Consider the following 12,436-nt stretch of genomic DNA (forward strand, 5'->3'; position numbering starts at 1 on the left):
CCTGTGAGTTTTTCGTGAGCAAGCTCGCTCCTACACAAAGCCTTCACTGACTGGCAAGCCACCTCCCACATTTGGATCGCTCGGCATCAGCTAGATAGGTTTAGGCTGCCAGGGCCGTTAGTGTCGCCCGCAAACGGTCTTAGTCATCCACAGTGAACGTGACCCAGCCCGGCCCATCGGTGGGTCTTTGAATTTCAACAATCACCCCGCTCACAGAGGTGCCGTCGGGCAAATTGACCGTCACGAAGTTCGGGTGGCCTGGCCACTCAAGCGGGGTATCGAATGCCAAGCGCACGACGGTGGGTTTACCGCTGCTGCTCATGTGGATGTCTACCGAGTCATTCAGGCATTCATCTGAGCCAGTGCCCAGATGACGCGATGCGGTGATGACACTTGCAGAACCTTCATAGTCGTAAGACATACGTGCGTACCTTTGGTAGTAAGAGTGCGGGCGCGCAGGCAGTTATCTGCGGCGTTGAGTGTTCATTCGACAGGCACGCGCAATCGCAATGCCGGCTACCAGCAAGGCGGCGCCTGTTGCAATCAATAAGTAGGGTGGCTGACTGGTTTTTCGCCTGACGGTCTCTTCCCGGCGTTGACTGGCCGGTGCGGATTCAGGCGCCTGCATGGGGGCGTCAACCTGCATTTCCTGCAGTTCCAGGCGTGCGCCATCGTTCAACACCAGGGTCAGGTCTTCGATAGTGCCGGCGACCCGATCTGGAAACACCGGCTCGCCGTTGGCATCCAGTTCGTCATACAGGAATTTCTGGCCTTCCAGCCAACCGACGGCGGTCATCAGCTCAGGACCGAGGTAGTACTTTCCATCCAGGAAGAATCCACCGAAATTCTTCGTGCGCTCCAGGTTTTGCACGGTGTAGCGCTGGCCGGGTCTCATTCCGGTTGCTGAGTCGATCATGATGACTTCCTCCATTTACATGTCCTGCGATAGAGGAGGTTGAGTAAATGATCGTTCAATCCAAATGACCGAAAGGCACTACAACGCTTGCCAGCGTTCCCATCTTGCACAACTGCTGTGCAGCTCCAGGGGTTAATCCGCTGAGCCGCCATGCCTATAGTTCCCTCACTAGCGCAGACCGAGGTGAGCCAGATGAACCGTGAATTGCAACCCGCACCAAGCGACATGAACCAAGTGGACGCCGAGTACTTCGAATACAGCAAGGCGGCCAACCCCATCAGCGCCAATCTCATCCCACGGATTCCCTACCACAGCTTTCCCGCCTCGCTGTATGCCAGCGGCCCCTCGCGCGTGATACCGCTGGACCTCAGCGACGCCCTGGGCTGTGAAGGGCCGGCAACCGGGCCCGGGCTGTGCGCGAACTTCATGCGCCTTAATCGGGGCGACACCCTCAGCCTGCAACCGAATGCGACCTCCCAGGTGTTCTACGTGATTGCCGGGGAGGGCAGCGTGGTTCAGGGGGCGTATGAGATTCAATGGTCCAAAGGCTGCTTCATCGCCTTGCCCGGCTTGCAGGCGGCGCACTTTCGCGCAAGCCAGGATGCGCGTCTTTACTATGTGCACGATGAACCATTATTGCGTTACCTGGGGGTGACACGCAGCGCAGATCGTTTTACACCGACGCTGTACCCCGCGGCACTGGCCAACGCAAAACTGCGTGAAGCTGCGGATGATCCCCGTGCGCAGGACCGCAGCCGCATCAGCATTCTGCTGGGCAATCGCAACTTCCCGCAGACCCGCACGGTGACCCATGTGCTGTGGGCAATGTACGGGATCCTGCCGGCGGGCTCGGTGCAGAAACCCCATCGGCATCAGTCGATTGCGCTGGACTTCATCATTGATTGCCCGGTGGGGTGCTACTCCCTGGTAGGCACCGAGCTGGATGCGGATGGGCAGATCCGCAACCCTCAGCGGGTGGATTGGTCGCCGGGCCTGGCGTTTGTCACACCGCCTGGGTACTGGCACGCGCACTTCAATGAATCAGACACCGAAGCGTTCCTGATCCCGATCCAGGATGCCGGGCTGCAAACCTACCTGCGCGCCCTGGATATTCGTTTCAGCTGAATCATTTCCAGTTCGGTGCCTGGCCCAGTCGCTCAACGATAAAGTCGATAAAACACCTGACCTTGGACGACACGATGCGCTTGGGCGGGTAGACAAACCACACGGCAAACCCCCGCTCGACATCGCGAATGCGCCACTGCGGCAACCACACCACAAGCTCGCCGGCGTCGATGCTGCGGGCCACCAGCCAATCCGGCAGCAACGCGAAGCCCAGGCCTTGGCGCGCAGCGATCAACTGCGCGTCGAGGTCGTTGATGCGAATACCGGCGGCATGCATCAGCGGTAACGCCAGGTCGCCGTTCACAAAGGTGATAGCGCTGGAAGTCGTACCCACTACGGCAGGCAAGCCGGCCAGGTCGGTGGGCGTTGACGGGGGCGGGTACTGCATCGCGAACGCCGGACTGGCCACCACATAGTACCGGCCGTCACTGAGTTTGCGGGCCTTGAGCGTGGAATCGGCCAGCGCGCCAATGCGAATGGCGAGGTCGACGCCGGCATGGATCAGGTTGACCTGGGCGTTATCCAGCACCAGCTCCACGCTGATTTGCGGGTAGCGCGCGCGAAAATCGTTCAAGGCCGGAAGGATGTGATGCCGGGCAAATGCCGGCGGCAGGTTGAGTTTCAACAAGCCTCGGGGTTGCTGGTTCAACGCCGAGGTGGCGGCCTTGGCGTGTTCCAGCTCATCCAGCACCCTGCGAGCGTGCATCAGGAAGGTCTGGCCACCTTCCGTCAGGTGCAGCGTGCGAGTGGAGCGGTTGAACAACGCGATGCCCAGGTCTTGCTCAAGATCCTTCACGTAGCGCGACACCGTGGACGCCTTGATGCCCAGACGCTCGGCGGCGCGGGAGAAGTTATTGCCTTCGGCAGCTTCGACGAAGGCGGTGAGGGCGGCGAAATAGTCCAAGGGCAGCCTCGTTGTCGAGCATGGCGCAATTAAAGGGCGACAGGGGAAGGACGGCTCACATGCGCGGCTGGATGCTGTAGACGCAACGCCGATCCCCGGAAATCAGGTATTCACAACGCTCGACCACGACGCTGTCGCCCAGGGCTGCGCGGAATATCTGCAGTTCCGACCGGCAGAAGCCCTGGCATTTGCGGGCCGCCGCGCAGATCGGGCAGTGGTTTTCGATCAGCAGCCAGCCGTCGCCCGCCGCCTCCATTTGCGCCATGTAACCGGCACGTTCACGGATGCCCACCAGGATGCGTACCTTTTCTTCCAGGGATGAGGCTTTCTCGCAGGCCTGAAGGTATTCGCGTCGATTGGTGGTTTCCATGCTGGCGATTATTTTCTCGACCCCCTCGGTGCCGAAAACCCCTTCGATGGATTCGATCAGGTGCAGGGTCAACACGCTGTGGGCGTCCGGAAACTTGCCGTGGCCGGTATCGGTCAACGCCCATCTCAGGGACGGCCGGCCGGCGCCGCTGGTCGGTGCGCAAATGCCGGTGATCAACCCTGACGCCTGCAATTTCTGAATGTGCTGCCGGGTGGCTTCGAAGGTCACTTCAAGCAGGGTCGCCAGTTCAGTGGTCTTCAAGGGGCCACGGGTCTTGAGCATGAACAGGATGCGATCGGCTGTGGAGGCCTGGGTGTCGTCGTTAGCTCTGGTGGTCATAGGTTGCACGTAACCATGGAAAATGAAGGCATCACTGACGTCCGTCGACTGTGGCGTCACCCATTGCATAAGGGCGGGGGCCTGCCAGCATAGTCAGTTTTGGCGGTCAGGAAAATCACTTAAAAAAGACAGGCTAATTACACAAGGTTTATCTTTTGTAATACAGTGATCCCAGGTTAATCAGACTTGGATATCAGGATGACATCTACTACAGGTTGGTCAGCGCTACTCCTTGGGAAGAACGGATTACGCTCTGCGGCGTTGGCGGGAGGCGTCGCACTTCACGCCATCAACGTCTATCTGGTGACAACCATACTGCCGTCAGTGGTAGCCGATATCGGTGGGCTGGACTACTACGCCTGGAACACGACCTTGTTTGTGGTCGCCTCGATCATTGGCTCGGTGCTGTCCACCAAGTGCCTCACGGCCCTGGGCGCCAGGGCCGCGTATGTCTGGGCCGGGGTGATCTTTGCCATTGGCAGCGGGGTGTGCAGCCTGGCGCCGGATATGGCGGTCATGATTCTTGGCCGCACTATTCAAGGCCTGGGCGGGGGGCTGCTGTTCGCGCTGCCTTACGCGATGATTCGTCTGGTGTTCGCCGAGCCCTTGTGGCCACGGGCGATGGCGCTGATCTCAGGCATGTGGGGTGCTGCAACGCTGATCGGGCCTGCGGTGGGCGGGGTATTCGCCGAGTACGATGCCTGGCGCGCCGCATTCTGGGCCCTGATTCCGGTCACCGCGTTGTTCATGGTACTGGCCTGGGCACTGCTACCGAAGAAAAGCGCGGATACCTCCCGACCTGTCGGGGTGCCGTGGGCGCAACTGGTGCTTCTGAGCGCCGTAGTGTTGGCCATTTCGGTCGGCAGTATCAAGCCTGAGGCGATCTACAGCGTGCTCGGCCTGGCCGTGGGTTTCTTGCTGCTCTATTTGGTTTATCGCGTAGAGGCCCGCTCGACCTGGCGCTTGATGCCCAAGGGCGGCCTGGCTGCCCGCGGTGCGTTACTGCCGCTTTACGTGTCCATGAGCCTGATGGTGATCGGCATGACCAGCGAAGTCTTTGTGCCGTATTTCCTGCAAGTCTTGCACCTGCAGACACCGTTGCTGGCGGGCTATATCAGTGCGTTGATGGCGGCGGGCTGGACCTTGGGGGCGCTTTACAGTTCCGGGCTGAAATCCACTACCGCGCTGCGTGCCATTGGCATCGCGCCGTTTTTCATTGTTGCCGGGTTGGTACTGGCGTTGGTATTCGTACCACGGTTCGATCCATCACTGCTCAATGTGGCAGGCGTGTGTGCGGGAATGCTCGCGGTCGGTGCCGGGATCGGCCTGGCGTGGCCGCATCTGCTCACACGCGTGCTGGAAAGCGTGGCCGAGGATGAAAAGGAGTTGGCTGGCGCTTCGATCACCACGGTTCAACTGATCGCTACGGCGATCGGGGCCGCATTGGCCGGCATGATCGTCAACCTTGGCGGCTTCTCTTCACCCGGGGGCGTGGCGGGTGCATCGAGTGCCGCAGCCTGGCTCTTTGGGGTGTACGCCGCACTGTCGCTGCTCATATTCGTCAGCGTCCGGCCGGTTATACGAAGCAAAGCCGAGCGCGCAGCGCTGGATGCAGCCTGATTATTTCTTCGAAGGGAGTTCGAGCATGAACCGCTTGTGTTCATCTGAGTTAGTGACCGATCCGGATATCGCCGCACAGCTGTCCAGCCTTGAAACGCGGGTACTGGGTGGGCGGGCCATTGGCATCGTCAACAACCACTTCATTGATTTGCCCAGCGCCATCGGGGGCAGTGGGGCGGTCTTGAACAATGGCGACCCGAGCGATATCCGTCGAGAAAACCTCTCTCGCTTGCGCTATGCCCTCGGCACCAGTGGAGAGCTGGTGTGTGGACCGATCAAGGCAGGTTTTTGTCGCTTGGCCATACCCGCTCGTACGCAGGCTGATCCGGTAGCGGGCATTGAACACGCCATCGGTGGTATCGACCCGGACAGCCCGTTCCGGTATCTACCGCTGGGGCATACCGCACAGGTGCCCAACATCTCGCTGGACTCCATTGATAACGCCGCCACCTTACTGACCCTTTCACATTGGCCATCGAACCACACACCGCAGCGTTATAAAGCCAACCTGTCAACGCAAAGCGCATTCCGTTATCTGCGCGAAGGCAATCCGGTGGGTGAGGCAAGGATTGTCACCAGCGATCATTTCGACTTGGATGGGCTGGCTTCGATTTATGCGTTTCTGTCGCCTGCCAGCGCACTGCGGCACCAGGACTTGTTGATTGATGTGGCCAGGCTTGGCGACTTCTCCAGAGGAACGTCGCCCCAAGCGCTGAGAGTGGCCTTTACCCTCAATTCATTGGCAGCCCAAGTAAAACGACCGGGCGTACTCGATGCCGATACGGCCTTGCTGCAGACCTACCGAGCTGTGTTGCCGAAGGTGGGCCACGTGTTGGAGCATCCCGGGCAGTACGCCCATTGCTATCTTGAGGGGATGCACCACCTGGCGCGCAGTGAACGCCTGTTGAACCATCCCGAAACGCGGCTGGTGGAATACAAGGATGTCGATCTGGCGGTGTTCCATCTGCCGGCTGCGCTCGTTACGGACCATTTGGACTACCAGCAATCTTATTTCGGCTTGTCGAACATCGCCTTTCACAACCGGACACGCTGCGGTGTCGTGGCGATTGTTCACGGTGCTGCGCTGGAAGTCAGGCAGCGTTACGAGAGCTGGGTGGAGCGTATTTCAGGAATTCCTCGGCCACGTCGGGACCTGGCGATCTTTACCCGGGCCCTTCAACAGGATGAACGAGAAGGCTGTACCTGGCACTACGGCGGCGTGGAAAACATCATGCCGGCGTTGAAATGCGCCAACCCAGGCGCTACGCGGTACTCGAGCGAGATGTTACTGATGGAGCTGAGGCAGTTCCTGGCCGTTGCACCCGTCGCCTGGTGGGGATCGCCCTCAGGTTCGGCGAGCGGGGCAGGTTGAGCGCCTCACCTGAGCGGTTCAAGGTTCCCATCACTGGCAATGCGACCGCCCAGCCAGTAGAACAACCCACCGGCAACGATGAACAGCATCAACATGTAGAAAATATACTGCGCCGGTTGCGTCGCCAGCACGAGGCCGCATAGCACCGGCCCGAGCGCGGCGCCGATGTTGCCCAGGTTCTGCGCCGCGTAATACATGCCCCGCAGGTGGTTCGGCGCAATGCTGTCGATGAACATGTATTCGGCCGGGAAGACGATGATTTCACCGAGGGTGAAGATCGCCATGGCAATCATCCACACCAACAGTGTGGTCGACAGGGCAAAGCCGCCCAGCCCAACGATAAACAGGCTCAGCCCTGCCGCCAGCCAGGCGTTCAGGTGCCGACGGGAAATACGCTTGCCGAGGCTGTATTGCATGCTGATCACCATCAGGGCGTTGGTCGCCACCACGGTGCTGATGATCCGGTAGGTGGTCTCGGGCGTAGTGGTCACCACCAGGTACTGCGAGAGGTAAGCGGTGAACTGGCCGAACACTACCGCACTCAATAAACCACCGAGCGTAAAGCACACCAGGCGGTAATCACGCAGCAATACCTTGCCGACCGCCAGGAACGGCGTGGGTGGTTGACCCGTTTCCACAGTCGCCAGGTTTTTGTCGCCCCATACGCAGTAGATCAGGAAGTAGCCGGCCCCAAGCCCCGCCGACAGCAGGAACGGCAGGCTGATGTCCAGGCTGGCCACCCCAGCGCCGAGAAATGGCCCGATGGCATAGCCGATATTAGTCAGGGTGTACTTGATCGAAAACGCTTCGCTGCGCTGATCGACGGGGAGCAGGCTGCCGAATCCGGACTTGACCGCGATATCAATCACCGCATACGCCAGGTTGACCAGTACCAGGCACAGGTAGAACAGCCACAGTTGGGACGCGCCGTACGCGCCAAGAAAGGCCAGGGCGAATACTGCGCAGCAGGTGAGAATCAGCGTGTAACTGCGCATGCGGTCTACCAGGAACCCGCCATACAGGCTCAATAAAGAGCCGATGATCAGCGTGCTGCCGATGACCAGGCCGATGTCGGCAATGCCCAGGTCAAAGTTGCCCGACAAGTAGATCACCAGATAGGGCAGGGTGACCGCCCGGGCGAGGGTCAGTACCAATGAAGCGCACAGCAGCAGGTTGAGGGTAGCGGGGTAGGTTTTAAGCGTGGCGAGCATTCGAGCCTCATCGTCCATTGACCAAGTGCAAGCGTCATGAGCCGCTTGTATGGATAGACATAGCTTACTGGTGCCATGAATTCTGATTTAGGATGCTTTTTCCAACGACTAAGGAAATGAATTCATGAATAAGGACCGTCTATGTTTGCCTCCGAACGTTTGAAGGGCATTGACGTGTTTGTCTGCGTTGCGCAATACGGCAGCTTCGCCGCTGCCGCCGAGAACATGGCCCTGACCGCGTCTGCCGTGAGTAAATCCATTGCCAGGCTGGAAAAACGCCTGGGCGCCCGACTGTTCCAGCGTACGACGCGTGTATTGGCATTGACCGATGCGGGCACGGCGTTCCTGCGTACCTGCACCGGGGTGCTGGCTGACCTGGAAGAAGCCGAGCTGTCCCTGCAAGCGGAAAATACCGAGCCGCGTGGACGAGTGCGCATTGACCTGCCAGGCACATTCGGTCGCACCCAGGTGCTGCCATTCCTTGTTCAATGGATGCAGGCACATCCGCTGCTGGTGCCGCACCTGACCTTCTGTGATGGCCTGGTCGACCCGTTCCTGGAAGGCGCCGACATCGTCGTGCACATCGGCAATGCGGATGAGTGGCCGCAGACGCTAGGGCACAAGGTGCTCGCGCATGAGTGGCATGTCTTGTGTGCCGCGCCGGCGTACCTGGCCCGTCATGGCACACCGGTGTCGGAGCACGACCTCGCCCACCATCAGTGCATCGCCTATGGCTGGGCGGATGGGCGTATCAGCCCGTGGCGCTACACTGGCGAACAGGGCATGACGCTGCACAAGCATGCTGCGCCGCAGTGGGTGGTGGGTAATGGTGAAGGGTTGCTGATGGCTGCGTTGGCTGGCTGCGGTATCGTCCAGTTGCCAACATGGCTGATCCAGCAGCAGTTGCACGACGGAACCTTGGTCCAGGTCTTGCCGCAATTGGCGACAGCAGGGTTTGAGATCAACCTGGCCTGGGTCAAGAGCCGCCAGGCGCAGCCCAAGGTTCGTGTGGTGCTCGATGCGTTGATCGCCGGGCTGGGCACGCAAGATTGATCCTGATCAGGTGACCGTACCGGCGAGCGCTATAATCTTGTGATTCCATCAAAGGCCAGGGACGGCTCAAGGAGTGTCTCTGGCCGCGCATTCTCAAGGAAGAGTCAGCCATGCGGTCATTGAAGATCCTCTTGTTATCATCGGCGTTCAACGGTTTGACCCAGCGCGCCTGGCTGGACCTGCGCCAGGCGGGTCACGACCCCAGCGTGGTGGTGTTCACCGATGAAGCCTCGGTGTGCCGGCAGATCGAGGCTTCAGGCGCCGACCTGGTGATCTGCCCCTTTCTCAAGGACCGTGTGCCACAGCAGCTGTGGAGCCATGCGCAGCGCCCGGTAGTGATCATCCATCCGGGCATTGTCGGCGACCGTGGCGCCAGTGCACTGGATTGGGCCATCACCGGGCAGCTCAGCCGCTGGGGTGTCACAGCCCTGCAAGCGGTGGAGGAGATGGATGCCGGGCCGATCTGGTCCACCTGCGAATTCGACATGCCCACTGATGTGCGCAAATCCGAGCTGTACAACGGCCCGGTGAGTGACGCCGCGATGGTTTGCATCCGCGATGTGGTGCAAAAGTTTGCCAACGGTTTCGTCCCGGTGCCGCTCGACTACACACAACCCAACGTCATCGGGCGTTTGCAGCCGAACATGACCCAAGCCGACCGCACCTTCAGCTGGTTCGATTGCGCAAGCTTCATCAAACGCAGCATCGACGCCGCCGATGGCCAGCCCGGCGTGCTGGCAAGCCTTGAGGGCGGGCAGTATTACCTGTACGACGCACACCTGGATTCACGCCAGGGTACGCCGGGAGCAATCCTCGCGGTACAGGACGACGCCGTGCTGGTGGCGGCCGGCGACCGCAGCCTGTGGATCGGCTCGCTCAAACGCAAAGCCCAGCCAGGGGAGGAGACCTTCAAGCTGCCGGCACGGCACGTCCTGGCTGAGCAGTTGGCCGGCGTGCCGGTGCTGGATAGCTCCATCGCCTGCCAGACGTCCGATGCGCTGGCCTATCAACCGATTCGCTACCGCGAAGCCGGACACGTCGGTGAACTGACGTTCGAGTTCTATAATGGCGCCATGAGCACCGAACAATGCCAACGCCTGGCGGCTGCATTGCGCTGGGCCAAGGCGCGAGATACCCAGGTGTTGCTGATCAAGGGCGGGCGCGGCAGTTTTTCCAATGGCGTTCATCTCAACGTCATCCAGGCCGCCAAAGTGCCGGGGCTCGAAGCCTGGGCCAACATCCAGGCCATCGACGATGTGTGCCTGGAACTTCTAACAGCCAGGCAACTGGTAATCAGCGGCCTGACCGGCAGCGCTGGCGCAGGCGGCGTGATGCTGGCGCTGGCCGCCGATGTTGTATTGGCCCGTGAGGGTGTCGTGCTCAACCCGCATTACAAAACCATGGGGCTTTATGGCTCCGAATATTGGACCTACAGCCTGCCACGGGCCGTCGGCAGTGAAATCGCGCATAAACTCACCGAAGAATGCCTGCCCATCAGTGCCCTCCAAGCCCAGCAATACGCAATGATCCAAGGCATCGGACCGCGTTGCCCAGACGCATTTGGCCTGTGGCTCATGCAGCAGGCCAGCAGTGCGTTGACCGATGAGAAATACATTCAAGCACGCGCACGTAAAGCCGCGATGGATATTCAGCAGGTTGAACGCTGCCGCGAACAGGAACTGGCACAGATGCAGTTGGATATGGTGCAGAACCGTCAACAGTTTGCGCAAAAGTGCCAGGGTTTTGTGCTCAAGCGTAAAACTTGCCAGAGTCCGCAGCGGTTGATGGCGGCTTGGGCGTTGAGCCCGCATCCGACAGTACAACAGAACCGGGAAAGCGCTTAAGAGCGAAATCCCCCCAGCCGCGCAGGCTGGGGGCGATTGGGTGTGGTTCAGGACTGGGAGTGCGTAGGCTCGCCACTCAACGCATCGACCATGGGCGGATGATCCTGCGCCGCCTGGCGCAGATCTTCGGTCACGCGCAATTCAGCACCGGTCGGCGAGAACGTTGCCGCAGCGGCAAAAGGTGCGGGATTGGCCGGAGCGGCGCGTTTGTTACGGCGCCATAAGAAAAAGGTGACCATGCACAGGTTGACCAGCGCGAATACCCAGAACAGCCCATTTGCGCCGAACGAATTCATCAGCGGTGAGATCATCATCGGACTGATTGCCGAGCCCAACGAGTTGATCAGCAGCAAGCCCTGGATCATCGGTACCAGCGCCTCGGCAGGGGCGCGGTCGGCGGCATGGCTGACGGCAACCGGGTAAAGCGCAAATACCGCGCCGCCGAGCAGGAACAGCAGCACGGCCAGCATCAGCGACGACAACGGCAACAATACGATCACCAGCGACAAGACCGTGCAGGCCATCGCCAGAATTGTCAGCACCTGCAAGCGATCCTTGTGGTCGGACCAGCGCCCGACCGGATATTGCAGGAGCATGGCGCCGAGGATTGTCCAGGCCATCATGCTGCCGACCTCGCCGACGTCCAGGCCGGCGCGTTGCAGGTACAGCGGCAGCAAGGTGTAAATCGCCGCAATGGTGACCCCCGAGCCAAAACACCCGATCAGCCCGGTCGGCGTCACGCCCAGCAGTTGCCGTGGCTTGAGGGGTTCAACCTGATCCAGCAGCGGCGACACCCGTGGCAGGATCACAATAGGCAGCACCGACAACGAAGCGAGCATGCCGGCCACCATGAACGGCGCGCTTTCGCTCAGGCCGGTGATCTTGCCCAGTGCTGCCTGGCCCAGCACGCCCGCGCCATACAGCACGATCATATACAGCGCGAGCAAGCGCCCACGGATCTTCGCGTCGCCGGCCAGCAACAGCCAGCTCTCGATCACCAGGAACACCCCGACCGTCGCCCAGCCGTTGACCAGACGCAGCGCGAACCAGCCCCACGTGTCATAGAACAACCCCTGCAGCAGGATGGTCACCGCGATCAGCGAGGCAAAGCTGCCGTAGGCGCGGATATGACCGATGCGCAGAATCAATCGATCATTAAAGACGGCACCCAGCGTCAGGCCTATGAAGTACGCCGAGGAAACGATACCGATCATGGTGGCCGAGGCACCGGCCGCGTCCAGTCGAAGGGTGGTCAGGGATGAAAGAAAGCCGTTGCCCAGAGCAACAATGAACAGCCCGAGCAGGGGCGCCAGCGCCATGGCCAGCAAACGCGGAGACATAAAGACCTCTAGAATCGAACAGCGAAACAGGCACAGGCGTGCGTGCGATTGCCAAACCGAAGTGTGTTGTGCAAATGAGGGTGGTTGAGTCGGACACACATCGACGAATGTGTGGCCAGCCATTCAGGTACGCGTTGCTGAAGCCTCCAGTCATCAAGTCCCGACGACTGCAAGCGAGCGCGCGATTCTAAGGCTTGTGTGGGATTTTCCAAGAGCTGGCTGCTGCGACGTTAGGACGCAGGTAGCGGGCACAGGTATCTACACAGCCTCTGGTACGCCGTCGGACACTGTGGGAGGGGGCTTGCCCCCGATGGCGGCCTGACAGCCGACCAGGATGTTGGA

Annotated in this window: 11 protein-coding genes; 5 read left to right on the forward strand and 6 right to left on the reverse strand. The window is 60.3% G+C overall.

What is annotated here, in order from left to right; genetic code table 11:
- Positions 1–139: 139 nt before the first annotated feature.
- The gene (locus ASD70_RS26370) at positions 140–421 is read right to left on the reverse strand and encodes a hypothetical protein (protein ID WP_046068170.1); all 282 of its coding nucleotides are present in this window, start codon (positions 419–421) and stop codon (positions 140–142) included.
- A 42-nt stretch (positions 422–463) separates the two neighbouring features.
- A complete protein-coding gene (locus ASD70_RS26375; protein ID WP_046072460.1) occupies positions 464–916 on the reverse strand; it encodes a hypothetical protein in 453 nt (150 codons plus the stop codon).
- 192 nt (positions 917–1,108) lie between these two features.
- Between ASD70_RS26375 and ASD70_RS26380 the strand changes: the two genes are divergently transcribed.
- Complete coding sequence (locus ASD70_RS26380) at positions 1,109–2,041, forward strand: cupin (protein ID WP_046068169.1); 933 nt, start codon at positions 1,109–1,111, stop codon at positions 2,039–2,041.
- A 1-nt stretch (position 2,042) separates the two neighbouring features.
- On the opposite strand, the gene ASD70_RS26385 is transcribed toward ASD70_RS26380, so the two are convergent.
- Together ASD70_RS26385 and ASD70_RS26390 are read right to left on the reverse strand one after the other, a co-directional pair.
- Positions 2,043–2,945: a LysR family transcriptional regulator gene (locus tag ASD70_RS26385; protein WP_046068168.1), complete on the reverse strand. Its 903-nt coding sequence runs from the start codon at positions 2,943–2,945 to the stop codon at positions 2,043–2,045.
- A 55-nt stretch (positions 2,946–3,000) separates the two neighbouring features.
- Positions 3,001–3,654 carry a helix-turn-helix transcriptional regulator gene (locus ASD70_RS26390; RefSeq protein WP_056847901.1) on the reverse strand — a complete coding sequence of 218 codons (654 nt, stop codon included), beginning with the start codon at positions 3,652–3,654 and terminating at the stop codon, positions 3,001–3,003.
- 198 nt (positions 3,655–3,852) lie between these two features.
- On the opposite strand from ASD70_RS26390, the gene ASD70_RS26395 reads away from it, so the two are divergent.
- A complete protein-coding gene (locus ASD70_RS26395) occupies positions 3,853–5,274 on the forward strand; it encodes an MFS transporter (RefSeq protein ID WP_056847853.1) in 1,422 nt (473 codons plus the stop codon).
- A gap of 25 nt (positions 5,275–5,299) precedes the next feature.
- Positions 5,300–6,646, forward strand: a complete 1,347-nt coding sequence (locus tag ASD70_RS26400; protein WP_056847854.1) for a DUF6687 family protein — start codon at positions 5,300–5,302, stop codon at positions 6,644–6,646.
- 5 nt (positions 6,647–6,651) lie between these two features.
- On the opposite strand, the gene ASD70_RS26405 is transcribed toward ASD70_RS26400, so the two are convergent.
- Positions 6,652–7,857 (reverse strand): MFS transporter, encoded by a 1,206-nt coding sequence (locus ASD70_RS26405; protein ID WP_056847855.1) that lies wholly within the window; start codon positions 7,855–7,857, stop codon positions 6,652–6,654.
- A gap of 141 nt (positions 7,858–7,998) precedes the next feature.
- Between ASD70_RS26405 and ASD70_RS26410 the strand changes: the two genes are divergently transcribed.
- On the forward strand, positions 7,999–8,910 hold the full coding sequence (locus ASD70_RS26410) for a LysR family transcriptional regulator (protein WP_056847856.1): 912 nt from the start codon (positions 7,999–8,001) through the stop codon (positions 8,908–8,910).
- 110 nt (positions 8,911–9,020) lie between these two features.
- Entirely contained in the window at positions 9,021–10,754 is a 1,734-nt protein-coding gene (locus tag ASD70_RS26415; RefSeq protein WP_056847857.1) for a hydrogenase maturation protein, read from the forward strand.
- 47 nt (positions 10,755–10,801) lie between these two features.
- On the opposite strand, the gene ASD70_RS26420 is transcribed toward ASD70_RS26415, so the two are convergent.
- The gene (locus ASD70_RS26420; RefSeq protein ID WP_046068162.1) at positions 10,802–12,094 is read right to left on the reverse strand and encodes an MFS transporter; all 1,293 of its coding nucleotides are present in this window, start codon (positions 12,092–12,094) and stop codon (positions 10,802–10,804) included.
- Positions 12,095–12,436: the final 342 nt, after the last annotated feature.

The sequence above is a fragment of the Pseudomonas sp. Root569 genome, from assembly GCF_001427465.1.
In the GTDB taxonomy this organism is placed as follows: Bacteria; Pseudomonadota; Gammaproteobacteria; order Pseudomonadales; family Pseudomonadaceae; genus Aquipseudomonas; species Aquipseudomonas synxantha.